The following is a 17688-nucleotide window of genomic DNA, read 5'->3' on the forward strand; positions in this document are numbered from 1 at the left end:
GCAGAAAGGAGTGCTTATGAACGAGGCAACTACAGGCTATTCTGAAGTGTCAAATGCTGTACAAAAGATTGTTAGGCAGTATCTTAGCAATGTCGATGCAGCATCACGCAGGGCAATTCTTGCAAAATTGCGACATTCTATTGGAAAGCCACTTAGCCAGTCGGTAGACATCTGGCCGTTAATACTAACGAGTGTCCCCGATGACTTTTTAAGCGAGTATGAGGGGAAAAATCTAAAAATGCAGGCGGTGATTTATACCCTGCAAATATATGCCCTTTATGAACAGGGAAACATGTCAGCAGAAGATATAAGTACTGACAACACTGTCACCGACGAAAACGCCTTGGCACAATCTTTTTCATATAATATGGGTTCTTGCTTGAGAATATTGCGTTTAGATGAAAAGCAACGCGACGCAATGGATAGGCGTTTTTCTAATTTAATTACTTCAGATAATATTGATCATTTTTACTATAACCTAAGGCAATTGACTGGGATCCTTAAAAGCAAAACAAAGGATAGCCACCAACATATTAACTATCCACGTTTGGCACGTGATTTGTATTTGTTTAACTTTATTCCAGAGAAGATACGTCTTTCATGGGCACAGGAATACTATCGATTTAATTAATTATCACGTATAAACACTACTTTTACGTAAGTAACAAAGAAAGGAAATCATTATGAACAATCGTCTGTATATAGATATTCACGCACTGCAAACGCTTCCTCCATGCAATATTAATCGTGATGATACTGGCAGTCCAAAGACGGCACAATATGGAGGCTCTACACGCGCACGCGTGAGCTCTCAGTGCTGGAAGAGGGCAATGCGAATATATTTTAAAGAACACAGTGCCGAAGAAAATGTAGGAGTGCGTACGCTCTATCTTGTCGACTATATAGCTAAGAAGATTGTTGCGCTCGATCCATCAATCTCAGATGAAAACTCATTGAAGCTCGGAGAAAAAGCGCTCAATAACGCGGGCGTTAAAACAACAAAAGATAGAAAAGTCAAAGCTCTTTTCTTTATAGGAGAAAAACAAGCGAACGCGCTTGCCCAAGCTGCGATAGATGGCGTTGACGATAAAAAAGCATTGCAGGCGCTGTTGCATAAGTATCTTCCTATAGATATAGCGCTTTTTGGACGTATGCTAGCTGATGATCCATCACTTAATGAAGACGCCTCTGCACAGGTAGCTCATGCAATTTCTACACACGCTATACAACATGAATTTGACTACTTTACAGCAATTGACGACTTGTCCCCTAAGGACAACGCAGGCGCAGGCATGCTTGGTACAGTAGAGTACAATTCATCTGAACTATACCGCTATGCAAGTATTGCTTTGCATGAGTTTTTGTCACAGCTAGATAATGATAAGGATGCCCTTGCAGCTTCTGTAAAGCTTTTTGTTAAAGGGTTTGTAGAGTCTATGCCTACAGGAAAAGCTAATACCTTTGCAAATCAAACGTTGCCACACCTACTTTTGATAACGTTACGCGATGATCGCCCTGTAAATCTTGTAAGCGCATTTGAAGAGCCTGTAAAATCAACGGATGGATATGCAAGCCAATCTACTACTAAGCTTGCGCAAGAGATGGCAAAAACTGAAAAAATTGTTCACAAACCACTTGTCTCCTTTTACGTTAGCCTTGCGACCCCTGAACATATGCAGGAATTAGGAGAAGAAAAACCATCAATGCAAGCCTTACTAGATGATCTGGCAACCAAAATAACTGAAATCCTATAGCAACACATTTGGACATTATTTGGTGAGGATTCTTATGAAAAGCTTATTGCTAAAATTTGCGGGACCTCTACAATCCTGGGGGACAAGTTCTCATTTTGAAACACGTCATACCGATTATTACCCGTCTAAGAGTGCGGTCATCGGAATGATAGCTGCTGCTTTTGGCTATAAAAGAAATGAGCCCCATGATGCTGACCTTAAGCAACTTAACGAGCTTGCTTTTGCAGTTCGAATTGACCAGCAAGGAAACCTGCTTAAGGACTATCACATTGCATCAAAATGCAAGCCTACTGGGGAGTTCGACCGCAATTATGTTACTAACCGTTATTGCCTTGAAGACGCTGTGTTTTTAGTTGCTCTTGGTTCAGAGGATAGTTTTTTGCTTGAAAAAATTGAGCAGGCTCTTGCTGCACCATACTTCCAACTTTGTTTGGGACGTAGGTCTTTTCCTCTTTCGTACGATTTTATAATTGGCATGCAAGAAGAAGATCCGTTTGCCCTACTAAGAGCATATCCATGGATGGCTCAAAAATGGCAACAAAAGAAAATCCAGTCCCTGAATAGTACAAGTGACGATTTGTTTATTCCCATATATGCGGATGCCGATCTTCTTGCTCCCTATCAAAGCAGTATAGAGCGCCCTTCTGTCCGAAAACTAAGACATGATATCGCGTTTTCCTTTTCTAATAAAAATAGAAGATTTGGCTACCGATACGAAGCTCGCTTTGACCTTCCCCTCAAGGCAATATGCCCCATGTGTGATAAAACACACGATAAAAAATCAGCTTCTGTTAATGAGTCAGCATTCGATAAAGACTACGTAAGCATGGAGCATGATGCATTCAGTATGTTAGAGGTGAACAATGATGTATCTCAGTAGAGTTGAGATTAACTGTAACAATCTCAAAACCATGCGAGACCTTGCACATGTAGAAACTTTTCATGCATGGGTTGAGGAAAGTTTTCCTGAAGAATGGCTAACACATACTCGTAGTCGTAAACTGTGGCGTGTTGATACGCTTCGAGGCAAGCAATACTTATTGGTACTCAGCAATTCAAAACCAGACTTAACGAAACTGGAAAAATATGGAGTTGCTCATACTGCAGCGACAAAGAACTACGACTCACTACTTACATCACTTAAAAAAGGAGACAGGCTGCAATTCCGCGTAGCTCTTAATCCAGTAATCTCTCTTCCGAGTGAACGGGTTCAAGATGGAAAAAGGCCAAGAGGACGTGTAGTTCCGCATGTCACACATGCACAACAAATAGAGTTTCTTGCATCGCGCGCACAAAAGTATGGGTTTAGCTTAGAGGCAGGAGAATTTGACATTGTAGAGAGAGGTTTCTCTTATTTTAGAAAATCTCAGAAGCCTATTCGTTTAGTTAAGGCAGTTTATCAGGGATTTCTAACCATAGAAGATGTGGAACTTTTTAGAAATGCTCTCATTAATGGCATTGGGAAGAAAAAGGCATATGGCTTTGGAATGATGACGGTTATCCCCCAATAGTTGGTTTTCGTGAGAAGGCCATGGAACTGTTAGGACTAATTGCAATGAAAGCAAACGTTGGTGCAGAGAAAGTTAAGTTACAAGAGCTCCCTCACGCTTCTGATCGAATAAGCTTTATCTACATTGAATACGCCAAGATTAATCGAATTGACAGTGCCATTACTGCCTATAAAGAAGAGGGAACATTTCGAATTCCTGCAGCATTAATGAGTGTTTTACTACTAGGCCCTGGAACATCAATAACTCATCGTGCTATGGAGTTGTTGGGAAGTGTGGGCGTTTGCGTAATATGGGTAGGCGAATCTGGTGTAAGAACCTATGCTCACGGTAGACCGTTAGCGCGGACATCAAAGCTTCTCATGTTGCAAGCAAGCCTTGTATCAAACACTAGGTCACGACTAGAAGTAGCAAGAAGAATGTATCAGATGAGATTTCCATCTGATGATTGTTCAGCTTACACTATGCAACAACTACGGGGACGTGAAGGAGCGCGCGTGCGAACCATATATCGAAGAATGTCACGTAAATATCATGTTCCGTGGAACGGTAGAGATTATAATTACGAGATTTTTGAAGATGCTTCTGCTGTTAATCAAGCACTTTCTGCTGGTAATGTCTGTCTTTACGGTTTGGTGCAGAGCGTAGTTTATGCACTTGGTTTAGCATCTGGCTTGGGATTTGTACATGTGGGGCACGATCTTTCGTTTGTTTATGATATTGCCGATCTTTACAAAGCTGAAACTACTATTCCACTCGCATTTTGTCTTGCCGAAGAAAAAGAGCGGGATAGCAGTATTGATATTGGATCGCAGATGCGTTTACGCATGAGAGATAGCTTTACTTCGACAAAATTGCTCCCACAGATTGTTAAGGATATTCAATACATATTGGCAGTACCTGAAGAACAGCAGGTTGAAGCAGATGTTTTGCAATTATGGGATGATAAATTGGGAGCTGTTTCTGCAGGAATCAATTATAGTGAGACAGATTGACATGCCGCTTACCATAATTACCCTCAGCAAATGTCCTAGATCACTACGAGGAGATCTAACTAAATGGATGCAAGAAATTGATACAGGAGTGTATGTAGGAAACCTTAATAGTCGTATTCGTGAGAAACTTTGGAGTAGAGTTTCTAACTGTGTAGGTTCAGGATCTGCTACATTATCTTTTGTTGCCCAAAATGAGATTGGTTATGATTTCTGTACCATTAATTCTGCTAGAAGAGTTGTATATTTAGACGGAATCCCGCTTATATTTACCCCAAATTGTAATAAGCGTAATGATATCCAAGAACATGGTTTTAGCAAGGCATATCATTTTCATAAGGCGCGTATGTACAGTAATAAAAAACTCAAAAAAGATGATGACTGCTCTTTAGAGGCCATAGAAAAGGATGAAAATGTTTATACTGCAAGTGACTTTGAGATTTTATCTGATAAGAAATTTGTTATTTTAGACATTGAAACTAGTGGGCTAAACGAAACAGACGACAAAATCATAGAAATAGGCGCAATTAGAATTTGCGACAAGCAGGTAGATGACTATCAGTGTTTAATTAAACGGGATTCATTGAATCTTTCCCCAGCTATAACCCAACTAACTGGGCTTACCGATATAGAGCTCGCCAATCGGGGAGTAAATCCTAACTTGGCTCTTAATGGGTTGAAACAGTTTATAGGACATTTGCCTGTTCTAGGTTATAACATTGCGTTTGATATGCGATTTATAAATAATGAGCTACGCTCTATGAACGAAGAGCTTCTTGATAACAGAGAAATTGATGTAATGAGATTTATTAAGAAAGAAAAGATGTTCTTAGAGAGTTATGCGCTTGATAATGTTCTTAAAGTGTATGGAATATCAGCTACTGTTCCGCACCGGGCGCTTGGAGATGCTAAACTGATAGCAAAGCTTGCATTAAAAGTGAATAAAATTCTTGATGTTCTCTAGTTAAAGCAGCTTTAAACAGGGATTTTTAAGAGTTTTTCCCGCATACGCGGGGGTGATCCTCAGGATTATGTGATATTTCCTGCGCTAATTCTAGTTTTTCCCGCATACGCGGGGGTGATCCCTAAAAAGCTTGGTTACGATGACGCAGAAGAGAGTTTTTCCCGCATACGCGGGGGTGATCCTTGAAAAACAGTTAAAAGAAGATGATAGTGATGAGTTTTTCCCGCATACGCGGGGGTGATCCCGAGATAATGCAATTTTGGGAACACTTTTTAGAGTTTTTCCCGCATACGCGGGGGTGATCCCTTGCCTTCCCCGTACAAAGAGTCCATCTCATTGTTTTTCCCGCATACGCGGGGGTGATCCTAATGAAAAATCTCTTTATAGAGTATGCAAAGAGTTTTTCCCGCATACGCGGGGGTGATCCTAATATATGAGCATACACTCCCGATAAGTGGTAGTTTTTCCCGCATACGCGGGGGTGATCCCGCACCAGCCTCTTTCGCGGCTGCCGTTGTAACGTTTTTCCCGCATACGCGGGGGTGATCCCAAAAGAGCCTGCAACAATTGCAAGCCCTGACGGTTTTTCCCGCATACGCGGGGGTGATCCTACAGCTCCTCAAGACAATTTGCAGCATAATGCGTTTTTCCCGCATACGCGGGGGTGATCCTTGAAAAATATCAGTTCGCTCTTAAAAAAATCCGTTTTTCCCGCATACGCGGGGGTGATCCCAAGGTTATCGCAAACTACGATAGAGGCTGGGAGTTTTTCCCGCATACGCGGGGGTGATCCCACGAACGGACACTATTGTGCGCGACAAGATACGTTTTTCCCGCATACGCGGGGGTGATCCTAAGTGGTATTCCCCACTGTATAAACGCGCTTAGTTTTTCCCGCATACGCGGGGGTGATCCCCCATTTAGCGTCAAACCGAGCGCCATGTTTAAGTTTTTCCCGCATACGCGGGGGTGATCCTTGCACCCAACACAGCTACAGCTACAGTGCCAAGTTTTTCCCGCATACGCGGGGGTGATCCCTAAAAAGCTTGGTTACGATGACGCAGAAGAGAGTTTTTCCCGCATACGCGGGGGTGATCCTTGAAAAACAGTTAAAAGAAGATGATAGTGATGAGTTTTTCCCGCATACGCGGGGGTGATCCCGAGATAATGCAATTTTGGGAACACTTTTTAGAGTTTTTCCCGCATACGCGGGGGTGATCCCTTGCCTTCCCCGTACAAAGAGTCCATCTCATTGTTTTTCCCGCATACGCGGGGGTGATCCTAATGAAAAATCTCTTTATAGAGTATGCAAAGAGTTTTTCCCGCATACGCGGGGGTGATCCTTGGGCGCGTGGTGAGATAGGCTATTCTCGTTGGGTTTTTCCCGCATACGCGGGGGTGATCCCACCAAAATTTGATAACCTCGGAGCCAATGTAAAGTTTTTCCCGCATACGCGGGGGTGATCCTAATATACACCTTGATAATCCTGTACATGCTCTGTTTTTCCCGCATACGCGGGGGTGATCCCACAAAAAAAGGAGACATCTGCCGCGCTTTCGAGTTTTTCCCGCATACGCGGGGGTGATCCCGCCTTTAGGTAGGCTTTCAGTCAAAGTCACAGGTTTTTCCCGCATACGCGGGGGTGATCCTAAGCTTGCAAAAAATACCCTCAGACAAAAGAGGTTTTTCCCGCATACGCGGGGGTGATCCTAAGCTTGCAAAAAATACCCTCAGACAAAAGAGGTTTTTCCCGCATACGCGGGGGTGATCCCGGAGCGTCCCATTTGCCTTGTAGCTCATGTGCGTTTTTCCCGCATACGCGGGGGTGATCCTTATATACCGCAACGTTTCGATTGTACACTAAAGGTTTTTCCCGCACACGCGGGGGTGATCCCGTATTATATAAGATATACGCAACAATTAATAAGTTTTTCCCGCACACGCGGGGGTGATCCCAAGCAAAATACTACCTTGACACCGTAAACGATGGTTTTTCCCGCACACGCGGGGGTGATCCTATTTCTGTCTACGCTGTTGTTTTCGTTCCACTGTTTTTCCCGCATACGCGGGGGTGATCCCGAAAGCATGACGGTCGCAACGTTCGCACGTATGTTTTACCCGCATACGCGGGGGTGATCCCGGCGTTGGCACGCAATTGTACAAGGAGATATTGTATTTCCCGCATACGCGGGGGTGATCCCGCTGGTATAGATGTAACAAAGGTTTCAAAGCTGGTATTTCCCGCATACGCGGGGGTGATCCTAAGTTCATCTGCGTCTTGTGCGCTAATAGGTGAGTATTTCCCGCATACGCGGGGGTGATCCTCGTGGAAAGCAGCGTGTAGGACGTGGGATATTCGTATTTCCCGCATACGCGGGGGTGATCCTTGGGCACGTGGCGAGATTGGATATTCACGTTGGTATTTCCCGCATACGCGGGGGTGATCCTGGTCATTCTGTCATTGAATTTGAGGTAAAAAGGTATTTCCCGCATACGCGGGGGGGGTGACCCCATCAACCTTGAGGTACATGGCGGTGTAAACGTGATTTTTACGATTGGTGGATTCGTCAAGTGTAAAGTTGAACAAGCGCATCTCTACTGGTTTGTTATGACACTTGCAACGTATGTTGTTAGTGTGTCACCTTAAAGAAAGAGCTTGAGGCGGACGCACGTGCGCTCATACCACGCCTAAACGCTAAAGGAGAAATATTACTGAAGACGACGTAACGAACGTGTAGAAGCGTTTACAAAGAGCTGTATTACGCATTCGATTAACTAATTGGTTGGATAACGGTAACTACACAGGGAGTAACCACTAAAATAATCTTGTTGAAAAATGTTGCAAGGATAATTCGAACGGTAAAAAATTGATTGTGAACGTGAAACCGAAATATTACGTCATACCGTTTTAAAACGGTGGAATTCTTATTTATATGTTATATTGTATAAAACACTTTACGCTGTAAAGTAAATGCTATAAATAGAATGTTAAAAGAGGTAATTATGACTCAAGTGAATTTTAGAGTAGACGATACAATCAAGATGAAGGCTGAAAGCGCTTGCGCAGCTATGGGCTTAAGTATGTCTACGGCTATAAATATTTTTCTTACCAAGCTTGCAAATGAGCAAAGAATACCATTTGAAGTAGCTGTTGATCCGTTTTATAGCCATGAAAATATGACAAGACTAAGAAAATCTATTGACCAGCTCAATGCAGGCAAGGGAAAAGTGCATGAGGTAGATTATGAATAAAATTTTTTCAGATGAAGCATGGGAGGATTTTGAGTATTGGACGAAGCAGGATAGAAAAACTATTAAACGCATACTTCAGTTGCTACAGGATATTGAAAGAAATGGTTATGAGGGAATAGGTAAACCTGAACCTCTGAGGGGAGATTTAAGAGGTTTTTGGAGCAGAAGAATAGACGATTACAATCGTCTTGTTTATCGCATAAGGAATGGAAACATAGAGGTGGCACAGTGCGGGTCTCATTATAGAGATAAATAAATATGTGTACTATCAAATGTCTTAAAAGCTTAACACACCCTTCCTCATTCCAACATTTCTATGATTAAAAACCAATTTGATATACAGTCACTAATCCTTGATTTTTAGTTTTTTCTGCACACGTGAGGGTGATCCCAGGTAATCTGGATTATGATTTTAATGATGGATATGTTAGCTATGAACTGGGTATTTACTTAAAAAGTGGTACACTTAATGAATGCATGGATAACTGCATAGTTGAAGAGCTAGAGGAAAGCATAAAGTAAAATTTACTATGTTAGGAGGATACCATGGATAAGCGACTTGGCGACATGACAAAAGAAGAGCTAGAAAAAGAACTACTAATACAGAAAATATTAAAAGCTAAAGGTGATGTTGAGCGCAATGACGCTAAAAATGATCATCTTGTCAAGAGTGTTGATAATACTAAAACGGCTAAAGTATGGAGAGTAGGACAATATTTAAATTTTATTATTTTGATTGCCTATATGATTCTTGTTGCTTATATACTGTCTAACACCTTTTCGCGCCTACCCTTTTAGTTGCACCCATACTTTCCTTTGTCATTTTCAGGTTTGTGTTCGTTTGTGAATAATATCCTGTCATGTTTCACTAGCTTTTTCTTGTTCAATAAAAATGGTTGATATCAACCACATCATGATATCCGCTTGTCCACCCTTTATTTGAGTATTGCCAAATTGTTGGTGCGCCTCAGTATCCTATTCTGTACGGGTAATTGCCAGTGTACCGTTTTCTCGCACACCTGGGAGTATCCCACGTCAAGTGGGAATGCGGGCTCACAAGGGAAGTATCCCTTCTTAGCCACCATTCTGCTTCCTCACTTTATTCCGTTTATCTGCGCAAACATAGATACTTATTTGTAATTAAGCATGATCTTAGCTCAAAGTGTTACAAAGCATTTACCAGTCGTTATATACTTTGAACATTTCTTGCTGAATAGCTTGGGGATAGAAATTGTTCTTTAATGTTTAATACCATGCTGCATAGATGTATCATTGTTCTCTTTTTGCCTATTGACCGCTGCTTTCGGTGCTGCCTTCGTTGCAGCCAGCTTCTTAGCAAGAGAGCGGTACGGGTGGACTTCTTCTGTAGTGTGAGCAATTTTTGCTTTATCAAGTGCCTTTAGGAAGGACTCTGCAAGGGAATCTTTATCAATAAGATCATTATCTTGCGTTGCACACATCAGATCAAACTGTTCAATACCTTTTTCAGAGAAACCTGTTCCGTAAAGGCGGTGAATTGGCTGCGAGAGTTCTTCCCAGTAGTTATTGGTTATAAACAAAACATCGTATAGGTCGCGAATCCTATTTCTGCTCATAAATGCCGCAATTTTCATCTGAGCAAGCATATCAATAGGATGGGTACGTATATCATCTTCTAAAACAGAACTATCAGAACATTTGCTTTTACAGGTAGCATCATATCCTTTACTTGTAATGAAGAAGATCCATTTTGTTCCGTATTCACGCCCCATAAAGCGATTGATTTTATCAAAGCGATTGGGGTAAGTCTTTATGAGATGTAAGACACACGCAAAAACATCAGCTGGCGAGGATAAAGGGCACTATCATTCAAATTGCCACTGCAGGATTGTAGCGGGAAAGAAAGATACCTGTGTTGAAGGCTATAAGCCAGAAGAAATACTAAAAGCACTTGGCGACAAGGTGACAATAGTTGGTTTGACACCTGGCAAACCAATGAGCTTTGAAGAAGCCGATCACTTGAGAGCTAATCCTAAATATAAATATATTTATGAAGCGTGGGTAAAATTTACCAAAGGTGAAATTACTGAAGAAACGTTTAAACGGATTCAAAATAACTATGCTGGATATTCCGTTAATTGCCAAACGTGCGTGGTTGCTAACGAAGCGCGTAGAAGAGGATACAATGTTCGTGCATTGCCAAACAACAAAAAGCCAGATAGCCCTACTTATTTGTTGTCAAGAGATACGTCACTAGCATATATAGATAGAGAAACAGGCAAACGGCCTAAATATATTACCTATACGTGAAAGGGTGTCCAAGATTATCGTGGTAGGGCGATTCCAATCAAAAGTAGGTTTGTAATGTGGCTTAACTCTGATGGAGTGGTTGAAGAAAACGCTAGATATACAATTAAATGTGTTGGAAAAGCGGTGGGGGTCATATAATATGTGTAGATAGAACCAATGGGGGGCTTCGACTATTTGACCCACAAATAAATCGTAGGTATGCTGGAGAAGAAATATCTAACTATTTTGATTCAGTTAAGTTCTTCACCGCGTACAAGGGAAGAAAAATAAACATTGCTCTCAAGTTGTTGAGAGTTGACAATGTGGATTTCAATAAGAAACTAGTGGACAAGATCTTGGAGAAAGCATAATGGATAAGGAGATTAAGGCATTTGTCCAAAGTCAACCTGAGTTAGAAGACGCAATATATTTAGGTGTATATAAAGGTATTAATATATACCGACCAATATATGGTGATAACGACATAGTTGTCGGCAGGGCACCTGCAATAATGGAATACAAAAACGTCGTTAGTTGGGTATTCCCTAGCGATTTTATGTTTGACCTTATAAAAAATTTTCTTCCAGAAATAGATTGATATAAATAGGAGGCAGCTCCTCCATTAGCGGATCAGCATACCTCCTATCTAAACAAAATTATATCTCAAAGGAGCGCACATGTAAGCACACGTGCTGCACCAATCAATATCGTTAATCAAAGAGCCTGCATAGGCTCTTTTTTATACATCCGCATGGATAGAAAGTACGCATTATGGCTAAAGATGATGTACAGCAAGTACAGGACGTTGAAGCGACGGACGCGCACGCAGAAGCTGCAGAAACCGACTGGAAAGCGCAAGCGCGCAAATGGGAAAAGCGCGCTAAAGAAAACAGCGCAGCAGCAGACGAGCTTGCCAAGCTAGAGGAATTGCAGATGACAGAGCTCGAGCGTGCGCAAGTAAAGCGGAAAAGGCACTCAAAACACTTCAAGAGAAAGCGGAGCACGAAATGCATAAAGAGCAAATCGCCCAAGAGCTTAAAGTACCCGCAAGCCTTATTTCAGGCAGTGATGAAGAAGGCATGAGAGCCTGGGCAAAGAGTCTTGCAGAGTTGGCTGAACGCTAATCTATGGTAGAACAAACGTTTGTAATATAACATATAAAACACATATGCTTGTTAAAGATAAACAAGAAATCATCGTAACGCATAAAGAGATGGTAAAAACTATTTTTGATACTTCAAGTCTTGAAAATGAACAACTGAAACTCGAAGAAGAACTCAACATCGTAGCTGACAAGGTTAACAACTGCATCAATGAAAATGCGCGGAAATTGCAGGACCAGGATGAGTATGAGAAAAAATATACGAGTTTAGTAAATAGGTTTAATTCTACAAAGGTTAGACTGGATGAAATCAAGCAAACTGCTAATAGTGGGTATAATAGTAAACAAATATTAATAATTTTGGTGGTGGAAAATGGATAAAAATTTCGAAGAGATAAAGAAATTATATAATGATGTGCGTAATATAGAACGTCAAAAAATAGTGAAGAAATTAGTAGAAAGTCAGTTTAGTGCTACAGGACATCAAGGAACATGGAATTATACATCTAGAGGTAAAATAAAGCCATCCTATAATTTAGGAATGTGGAAATGGATTGTTGCAAGAAGAGGAGATATTACTGCTGTTATTAGTTTACAAACACTTGAGCAAGACTCAAAGACAAAAAACATTCATGTTCTTTTTGATAGAATAAGCATAGATGTATTTGAGGATAATGAAAGAAAGATACTTTCGGAAAAGAGTGATTCATATTTTCAATCTGTAAAATCAAGGTATAATGTTGAAAATGAATTTGATTCAGGGGTTGTTGGAAACACAATAACTTATTTAGAATTACCTTTAGGAGACGATGATTTAGAAAATCTCATAAACATTATCAAAAAAAAGATAGAGAAACTAAATTAACAAAATATTTTATTGAGTACGGTACGATACCGTCTTTTTTTATGTCCAAATCAAAAAGGAGCTATAGGACAAAAAGTGTTTATAAAATCGGTTGTTTGCACAGGTAAACAGCCGATTTATCGTAACAATTCAAAAAATCGAATTTTTTACCTGGACAAAAAGTTTGTAAAATTTACAACATATCAACAGCTAAAACCATCTAAATTAGAAAAAAATTACTAATTTTAGGTGGTGGAGTATGAGTGCAAATATTTGTTTTCGTTTGTAGGAGCAAAATGGTAAAAACCGCTAAGACAAAGGCTGGAACTCAGCGCTATAGATGTTTTGAGTGTGGAAGCTCGCAATCACGTAGATAATATCAATTTACTTATATTCGTATACGAAATGCTCATCGCGCTATTTTTAGTGCATTCAAAAAAGATAGTTTATTTTCCTACCTTGACCTTCAACTGATCCATTTGGGAGAGCTTCCTAAATTTAATAATCGAATAGAGGAAGAAGTAAATTCCCCTATAAGAGAGATGCTTCGCAACCATCGAGTGAGTGAGCTAAGGCGTATTAAAGCTGTATTTTGGTGGTGTTACATGCATACAGAAAAACTTCTAGAGACTTCAGGCATACTCGAGAGCATGCCTAGAAATAAAAACCTACAAACACTAATAAATGCATTCAGACCGCATAGAGGAGAAAGTATATACCCCGATACATATGGAAACACTGTGGTGTACTCAGAGCTACAACAAGCGATTCCTATCCCTATACAACAGAATAACTTATTTACACACTTTTGTCCTATAGTTCTGAAAAAGCTACGGGTAGTTCCCATAGCTTTTGTTTTTAATTATCGTCAATTAAATGTGGAGTTGTTAGTTAGATTTTCTTGCGTAGAAAAGTTTTATTTGTCTTAAGTCATACATCAGTTCATTATATTTATAATAATCACGATATAACAAATTCTTTACAATAGGCATAAAAGAAAAGATGAGCGAAAAAATTAGTAAGATGGTTATTATAACTAATGCACCCATATAAAGCATCTGGGTTGGTGTTGCTGCTTCACTGACTTTCTGTACGGTAAGCACTGCAATAGGAACGATAATAGCGGTTAAGGTTTTGAGGGGCTTTTGAAATTTCGCAAAAATATCACATTCGGTTTGTGCATATTTTGCTTCCTCGATTAACATATTAAGAGATTCTACATTATTAAAGTCTATATTATACTCTCTTAAAACCTCGATTGTCATTTGTATTCGCTGATTAGAATAGGGAATATAGTAATTCTTAAGCATGTAATTAAGGTTAGTTTTTCGAGAGTCTATTATGGCAAAAATAATAACAGAAAGTACACTTATGATGGATGGAATAAGCGTGAATAAATTATGTATATATACATATAGAATACCGGTCATAATGAGACCCACAAGAAAAACAGTCATACAAACTTGTCGATATAGTGGAAGCTCAGTAAACGGAATGGTGCTCTTTATGCCTTGTAGTCCAATTTTATAACTCATAAATAACTCTAAAAATCTCATATAAACACCCTAAATCTCTTTAATTATGGCGGTTTTATACAGTTTATTATACATGAACTTTTATAATTGCTTTAAATTTTTCAAACTTATCCAGTTGGAAGCATGAGTTAACCTGTTTAAGGTTCGGTGTGTTGCTCACAACGGCACTCGATATAGCACGAGAAAGCTACAAAAAGAACCATGAAAAGTATCTCATAAACATAACGGTTGTGACAGTTCTCTTACAGAGAGTCACGCGTTTTAACGTTTAAATATTAATCTTCAATTTTTGCACCAAGGCAATGCTCAAAATGGTTAAGCGCCCATGCGTGTCCTTGCGGATCAAAACTCGCAACGCCACCCTTGTGAACAACAATAGAAAAACCAAGGTTATACGCGTCAACAGCCGTATGCAGAACACAAATATCCGTGCAAACACCTACAAGATGGATTTCATTAATGCCGCGCTCTCGTAGCTTGATGTGCAAATCGGTTCCCGCAAAGGCAGAATAGCGAGTTTTTGGCATGTAATAAAGGTTTGGATTATCCTTGTTGGCTTCCAAGATGGTTTGCATTTCTCCATATAGTTTTTGGCCTGGGGTTCCTTCGATATTGTGAGGCGGAAAGAGTTTGGTTTCTGGATGATAAGGATCACCTTTGTGATGTGTGTCGTTGGCAATAACTACATATTCGCCTGCATTAAGAAAATCATGCGTAAGCTCGCAAATATGTTGACTAAGTGCCTGCGCCGGTGCGCCTACGGTAAGAGCACCATCATCTGCTACAAAATCGTATGAATAATCAATTACAATAAGTGCCTTCATATTCTCGCCTCATTTAACTCTGTGCCCCTTAATCCGACCATTACTATGGTCTTTGTCAATCATATATTATATTCTTTTTCACCCAACTATAAACAACTAGATTGGACACGATGCTTATAGCGTTTAGTATAAATAAATTGCCTGTTGATATAAAGAAGACCATCATTGTAGTCGCGTAATACTTCTATTACTTCAAGTAAAGGTGTTTTTTGTGGTATATCAAGAGCTTGACTTATCTCTTTTGTGGCAGAAGTAATGCTAAATTCTTCTTCAAAGCTTACGACTGGTCCAATTTTATGCTGCTGTAACAGTTCAAATATTGAGCTGTCGTCTTTTATTTCTTGTGCTAAAAATTGACATTCGTTACTCAAATAGTCTATTTCAATAAGACAAGGCTTGCCATTTGTATAACGAAGGCGTTGAATTGCAGTAATTTGTTTTGTTGATTTAGGCATAAACCTATCAATGTCATACGGGACAGGTATTTCTTCAATAGACAGTATCTTGGTATGGACTTGTATTCCTTTTTTCCTGCAATTCTCTGAAAAGCTACCCGTTTTGTAAGAGTGGGAGAGTGCCCTATTAGGATTTACATAGGTACCTGATCCTTTGTGTTTAATTAAATAGCCACTTTCAACAAGTTTTTGAAGTGCTTGTCTAATAGTTACTCTACTTACCTCGTGAATTTCAGCAAGTTGATGTTCGGAAGGTATGAGATTACCTGGCTCATAAACGCCACAATCAATTTGTGATCGAATGTTTGCTTCAACCTTTTCTGTTAAGGTAAGCGGTTTACGATTTTCTTCCATTCACGCTCCACTTTAGTAGAATTTTTATTACCGTAGTTTTGTTTAGCACGTTTGTCTTAGAATTAGCAACTTCAAACATGTGGTTTACCACTCGCTATTATAATACGACCACTCGCCAATTAAAACTCATATAACATGTATTAACATGTTATAACCTATCTTAACATGTATTACTACAAAGGTAGGTGATAAATGAAAAAGCGTATTGTTCTTGCATCTCATGGCAATCTAGCCGAAGGGATGAAGAATTCATTACAGGTGATTCTAGGTTCAGAGGCCGATTCGGTTACTACGTTTTGTTTAACGAGACAAAATGATATAGAAGATTTTAAGATAAGTCTTCTTTCTAGCGCAAAAAATAATCGTGAAATCACGTTTTTTGTCTTTTGTGACCTCTACGGGGCAAGTGTTTTTACGTCTTTGTATCCACTGGTTTTAGAGTCAAATATTATTGTCTTTTCTGGCATGAATCTAGCACTGTTAATTGCTTGTATTTCTGAGGTTGAGGATGTATCGCAATTGCCTCAGACAATATCGCGTGCGCAACAAGATATAAAAGTGTTTTCTGACATCGAAATGAGAGACATCTCATTGGAGGAGTTTTAGGAGTTGATATGAGTAATCCATATGCTAAGTATTTTGAACAAAAACGAGTTTTTGGTATGCTCCATCTTAAGGGGGAATCTATTCCGCAAGTTTTGGAGTGCCTTAAAAAGGAATTCGATGAATATGTCAAAGGCGGCATTGATGGTGTTGTAGTTGAAAACTACTATAACGGTTGTGATGAAATCATTGCTGCACTTGATTATCTGCATGATCAAATTGGTTCTCAAACTTTAATAGGTGTTAATTGTCTTAGATCGGAGAGCATGGGTCTGGAATTGGCCTCTGCATATAAAACCGATTTTGTGCAACTTGATTCTGTTGTTGGTCATGTTATTCCTCGGGATGATGCTACTCTTACTCATTTTTTCAAAATTTGGCAAGAAAAATATACAGGTATGATTCTTGGTGGGGTTCGTTTTAAAAAACAACCTTTATTATCTGAGAATCCGTTATCAGAAGATCTTAAAATTGCTCAATCACGCTGTCATGCGGTTTGTGTTACTCAAGCAGCTACAGGTGAAGAAACTCATTTGGATAAGATCATCTCTTTTAGAGAAGGCCTGAAGGATTTTCCTTTGCTTATTTCTGCTGGTGCCACGCCTACAAATGTCAAAAAAAGTCTTTCGTATATCAACGGCGTTATTGCAGGCAGTTATTTTAAAGATACCTATGAAGTATCAGGAACAGTATGCAGTGAACATGTTCGCGAACTTGTCCGTGCGGTAAAAGAAGGCGAGGTGAACTAAGATGATTACCGTATGTAGGGTTGACCATCGTCTGTTACATGGTCAGGTTGTGTTTGCTTGGATTGGTGCTTCTGGCTCTGATTGTATTTTGATTGCAAATGATGATGTAGCAACCAATGAACTACGTGCTTCAGCATTACGGATGGCTAAACCGGGAACTACTAAGCTTGTTATGAAAAGCATTGACGATTCGATAGCTGCTCTTAATTCAGGAGTGACTGATAAGTATAAACTTTTTGTTTTATGTGAAACAATCGAGGATGCCTACAAGCTTGCATGTAATACGCACGCAATTTCAGAAATAAATATCGGTGGCGCAAAAAATTCATCGGAGCGTAAAAGGATTTCTCCTGCAGTATGTGTATCTCAACAAGATATCAAATGTCTGAAAGATCTTTCAGATCGTGGTATTTCTTGTTATTTACAACAGGTTCCGAACGATAAGAAAGTAGATGTGTTGGATCTTATAGATTAAAGGAGGAG

At 39.8% G+C, this 17688-nt stretch carries 22 protein-coding genes and 1 CRISPR repeat array; of the genes, 18 read left to right on the forward strand and 4 right to left on the reverse strand.

Translation table 11 applies throughout. The features are described from left to right. Positions 1-16: 16 nt before the first annotated feature. The 9 genes from casB (at position 17) to HMPREF0091_RS02680 (ending at position 9269) form a co-directional block, all read left to right on the forward strand. Complete coding sequence (gene casB / locus HMPREF0091_RS02640; RefSeq protein ID WP_010241931.1) at positions 17-631, forward strand: type I-E CRISPR-associated protein Cse2/CasB; 615 nt, start codon at positions 17-19, stop codon at positions 629-631. A gap of 52 nt (positions 632-683) precedes the next feature. Beyond that, entirely contained in the window at positions 684-1754 is a 1071-nt protein-coding gene (gene cas7e / locus HMPREF0091_RS02645) for a type I-E CRISPR-associated protein Cas7/Cse4/CasC (protein ID WP_006302704.1), read from the forward strand. Positions 1755-1788: 34 nt separating this feature from the next. After that, entirely contained in the window at positions 1789-2634 is an 846-nt protein-coding gene (cas5e, locus tag HMPREF0091_RS02650; protein ID WP_006302705.1) for a type I-E CRISPR-associated protein Cas5/CasD, read from the forward strand. Continuing rightward, positions 2618-3265 carry a type I-E CRISPR-associated protein Cas6/Cse3/CasE gene (cas6e, locus tag HMPREF0091_RS02655; RefSeq protein ID WP_006302706.1) on the forward strand — a complete coding sequence of 216 codons (648 nt, stop codon included), beginning with the start codon at positions 2618-2620 and terminating at the stop codon, positions 3263-3265. The genes cas5e and cas6e overlap by 17 nt, the downstream gene beginning before the upstream one ends. A 44-nt stretch (positions 3266-3309) precedes the next feature. After that, positions 3310-4257 carry a type I-E CRISPR-associated endonuclease Cas1e gene (gene cas1e, locus HMPREF0091_RS02660; RefSeq protein WP_010241934.1) on the forward strand — a complete coding sequence of 316 codons (948 nt, stop codon included), beginning with the start codon at positions 3310-3312 and terminating at the stop codon, positions 4255-4257. Position 4258: 1 nt separating this feature from the next. Further along, entirely contained in the window at positions 4259-5218 is a 960-nt protein-coding gene (cas2e, locus tag HMPREF0091_RS02665; protein WP_029575186.1) for a type I-E CRISPR-associated endoribonuclease Cas2e, read from the forward strand. Positions 5219-5249: 31 nt separating this feature from the next. Continuing rightward, positions 5250-7727: direct repeats of the CRISPR family, unit length 28 nt; unit sequence GTTTTTCCCGCATACGCGGGGGTGATCC. Between the two features lie 495 nt (positions 7728-8222). Next, positions 8223-8471, forward strand: a complete 249-nt coding sequence (locus HMPREF0091_RS02670; RefSeq protein ID WP_010241942.1) for a type II toxin-antitoxin system RelB/DinJ family antitoxin — start codon at positions 8223-8225, stop codon at positions 8469-8471. Further along, positions 8464-8727 (forward strand): Txe/YoeB family addiction module toxin, encoded by a 264-nt coding sequence (locus HMPREF0091_RS02675; protein WP_006302716.1) that lies wholly within the window; start codon positions 8464-8466, stop codon positions 8725-8727. The genes HMPREF0091_RS02670 and HMPREF0091_RS02675 overlap by 8 nt, the downstream gene beginning before the upstream one ends. Before the next feature lie 290 nt (positions 8728-9017). Continuing rightward, entirely contained in the window at positions 9018-9269 is a 252-nt protein-coding gene (locus HMPREF0091_RS02680) for a hypothetical protein (protein WP_006302717.1), read from the forward strand. A gap of 440 nt (positions 9270-9709) precedes the next feature. Here the strand turns inward: HMPREF0091_RS02680 and HMPREF0091_RS02685 are convergent, their stop codons facing one another. Further along, positions 9710-10222: a hypothetical protein gene (locus tag HMPREF0091_RS02685; RefSeq protein WP_006302718.1), complete on the reverse strand. Its 513-nt coding sequence runs from the start codon at positions 10220-10222 to the stop codon at positions 9710-9712. A 40-nt stretch (positions 10223-10262) separates the two neighbouring features. Here HMPREF0091_RS02685 and HMPREF0091_RS02690 point away from each other — a divergent pair, with 40 nt between their 5' ends. From HMPREF0091_RS02690 to HMPREF0091_RS06350, 6 genes are all read left to right on the forward strand, one after another. Continuing rightward, entirely contained in the window at positions 10263-10760 is a 498-nt protein-coding gene (locus tag HMPREF0091_RS02690; protein ID WP_006302719.1) for a VG15 protein, read from the forward strand. 349 nt (positions 10761-11109) lie between these two features. After that, positions 11110-11337: a hypothetical protein gene (locus HMPREF0091_RS02700; RefSeq protein ID WP_006302721.1), complete on the forward strand. Its 228-nt coding sequence runs from the start codon at positions 11110-11112 to the stop codon at positions 11335-11337. A 173-nt stretch (positions 11338-11510) separates the two neighbouring features. Continuing rightward, positions 11511-11822 (forward strand): hypothetical protein, encoded by a 312-nt coding sequence (locus HMPREF0091_RS02705; RefSeq protein ID WP_006302722.1) that lies wholly within the window; start codon positions 11511-11513, stop codon positions 11820-11822. 85 nt (positions 11823-11907) lie between these two features. Beyond that, positions 11908-12222 (forward strand): hypothetical protein, encoded by a 315-nt coding sequence (locus HMPREF0091_RS02710; protein WP_006302723.1) that lies wholly within the window; start codon positions 11908-11910, stop codon positions 12220-12222. Next, positions 12215-12706, forward strand: coding sequence for a hypothetical protein (locus tag HMPREF0091_RS02715; RefSeq protein ID WP_006302724.1), 492 nt, complete (start codon positions 12215-12217; stop codon positions 12704-12706). Before HMPREF0091_RS02710 ends, HMPREF0091_RS02715 begins: the two co-directional genes overlap by 8 nt. 275 nt (positions 12707-12981) lie before the next feature. Continuing rightward, positions 12982-13062, forward strand: coding sequence for a hypothetical protein (locus HMPREF0091_RS06350; protein WP_438830561.1), 81 nt, complete (start codon positions 12982-12984; stop codon positions 13060-13062). A gap of 510 nt (positions 13063-13572) precedes the next feature. Here the strand turns inward: HMPREF0091_RS06350 and HMPREF0091_RS02720 are convergent. The 3 genes from HMPREF0091_RS02720 to HMPREF0091_RS02730 all read right to left on the reverse strand — a co-directional run bounded on the left by HMPREF0091_RS02720 (position 13573) and on the right by HMPREF0091_RS02730 (position 15853). Continuing rightward, positions 13573-14241, reverse strand: a complete 669-nt coding sequence (locus tag HMPREF0091_RS02720; RefSeq protein ID WP_006302726.1) for a hypothetical protein — start codon at positions 14239-14241, stop codon at positions 13573-13575. Between the two features lie 254 nt (positions 14242-14495). Beyond that, positions 14496-15044: a cysteine hydrolase family protein gene (locus HMPREF0091_RS02725; protein ID WP_006302727.1), complete on the reverse strand. Its 549-nt coding sequence runs from the start codon at positions 15042-15044 to the stop codon at positions 14496-14498. An 86-nt stretch (positions 15045-15130) separates the two neighbouring features. Continuing rightward, positions 15131-15853, reverse strand: a complete 723-nt coding sequence (locus HMPREF0091_RS02730; RefSeq protein ID WP_006302728.1) for a GntR family transcriptional regulator — start codon at positions 15851-15853, stop codon at positions 15131-15133. A 192-nt stretch (positions 15854-16045) separates the two neighbouring features. Between HMPREF0091_RS02730 and HMPREF0091_RS02735 the strand changes: the two genes are divergently transcribed. From HMPREF0091_RS02735 to HMPREF0091_RS02745, 3 genes are read left to right on the forward strand one after another with little or no spacing between them, the layout of a single operon-like run. Then, positions 16046-16459 (forward strand): PTS sugar transporter subunit IIA, encoded by a 414-nt coding sequence (locus tag HMPREF0091_RS02735; RefSeq protein WP_006302729.1) that lies wholly within the window; start codon positions 16046-16048, stop codon positions 16457-16459. An 8-nt stretch (positions 16460-16467) separates the two neighbouring features. Next, positions 16468-17205 (forward strand): BtpA/SgcQ family protein, encoded by a 738-nt coding sequence (locus HMPREF0091_RS02740; RefSeq protein ID WP_006302730.1) that lies wholly within the window; start codon positions 16468-16470, stop codon positions 17203-17205. Between the two features lies 1 nt (position 17206). Next, a complete protein-coding gene (locus HMPREF0091_RS02745) occupies positions 17207-17680 on the forward strand; it encodes a PTS sugar transporter subunit IIB (RefSeq protein ID WP_006302731.1) in 474 nt (157 codons plus the stop codon). Positions 17681-17688 lie beyond the last annotated feature (8 nt).

Source organism: Fannyhessea vaginae DSM 15829, from assembly GCF_000159235.2.
GTDB lineage: Bacteria > Actinomycetota > Coriobacteriia > Coriobacteriales > Atopobiaceae > Fannyhessea > Fannyhessea vaginae.

Excerpts from the sequence above, each read along its gene's own strand:
- casB (WP_010241931.1), top strand. The coding sequence starts at position 17 with ATGAACGAGGCAACTACAGGCTATTCTGAAGTGTCAAATGCTGTACAA.
- cas7e (WP_006302704.1), top strand. The coding sequence starts at position 684 with ATGAACAATCGTCTGTATATAGATATTCACGCACTGCAAACGCTTCCT.
- cas5e (WP_006302705.1), top strand. The coding sequence starts at position 1,789 with ATGAAAAGCTTATTGCTAAAATTTGCGGGACCTCTACAATCCTGGGGG.
- cas6e (WP_006302706.1), top strand. The coding sequence starts at position 2,618 with ATGATGTATCTCAGTAGAGTTGAGATTAACTGTAACAATCTCAAAACC.
- cas1e (WP_010241934.1), top strand. The coding sequence starts at position 3,310 with ATGAAAGCAAACGTTGGTGCAGAGAAAGTTAAGTTACAAGAGCTCCCT.
- cas2e (WP_029575186.1), top strand. The coding sequence starts at position 4,259 with ATGCCGCTTACCATAATTACCCTCAGCAAATGTCCTAGATCACTACGA.
- HMPREF0091_RS02670 (WP_010241942.1), top strand. The coding sequence starts at position 8,223 with ATGACTCAAGTGAATTTTAGAGTAGACGATACAATCAAGATGAAGGCT.
- HMPREF0091_RS02675 (WP_006302716.1), top strand. The coding sequence starts at position 8,464 with ATGAATAAAATTTTTTCAGATGAAGCATGGGAGGATTTTGAGTATTGG.
- HMPREF0091_RS02680 (WP_006302717.1), top strand. The coding sequence starts at position 9,018 with ATGGATAAGCGACTTGGCGACATGACAAAAGAAGAGCTAGAAAAAGAA.
- HMPREF0091_RS02685 (WP_006302718.1), bottom strand. The coding sequence starts at position 10,222 with ATGGGGCGTGAATACGGAACAAAATGGATCTTCTTCATTACAAGTAAA.
- HMPREF0091_RS02690 (WP_006302719.1), top strand. The coding sequence starts at position 10,263 with ATGAGATGTAAGACACACGCAAAAACATCAGCTGGCGAGGATAAAGGG.
- HMPREF0091_RS02700 (WP_006302721.1), top strand. The coding sequence starts at position 11,110 with ATGGATAAGGAGATTAAGGCATTTGTCCAAAGTCAACCTGAGTTAGAA.
- HMPREF0091_RS02705 (WP_006302722.1), top strand. The coding sequence starts at position 11,511 with ATGGCTAAAGATGATGTACAGCAAGTACAGGACGTTGAAGCGACGGAC.
- HMPREF0091_RS02710 (WP_006302723.1), top strand. The coding sequence starts at position 11,908 with ATGCTTGTTAAAGATAAACAAGAAATCATCGTAACGCATAAAGAGATG.
- HMPREF0091_RS02715 (WP_006302724.1), top strand. The coding sequence starts at position 12,215 with ATGGATAAAAATTTCGAAGAGATAAAGAAATTATATAATGATGTGCGT.
- HMPREF0091_RS06350 (WP_438830561.1), top strand. The coding sequence starts at position 12,982 with ATGGTAAAAACCGCTAAGACAAAGGCTGGAACTCAGCGCTATAGATGT.
- HMPREF0091_RS02720 (WP_006302726.1), bottom strand. The coding sequence starts at position 14,241 with ATGAGATTTTTAGAGTTATTTATGAGTTATAAAATTGGACTACAAGGC.
- HMPREF0091_RS02725 (WP_006302727.1), bottom strand. The coding sequence starts at position 15,044 with ATGAAGGCACTTATTGTAATTGATTATTCATACGATTTTGTAGCAGAT.
- HMPREF0091_RS02730 (WP_006302728.1), bottom strand. The coding sequence starts at position 15,853 with ATGGAAGAAAATCGTAAACCGCTTACCTTAACAGAAAAGGTTGAAGCA.
- HMPREF0091_RS02735 (WP_006302729.1), top strand. The coding sequence starts at position 16,046 with ATGAAAAAGCGTATTGTTCTTGCATCTCATGGCAATCTAGCCGAAGGG.
- HMPREF0091_RS02740 (WP_006302730.1), top strand. The coding sequence starts at position 16,468 with ATGAGTAATCCATATGCTAAGTATTTTGAACAAAAACGAGTTTTTGGT.
- HMPREF0091_RS02745 (WP_006302731.1), top strand. The coding sequence starts at position 17,207 with ATGATTACCGTATGTAGGGTTGACCATCGTCTGTTACATGGTCAGGTT.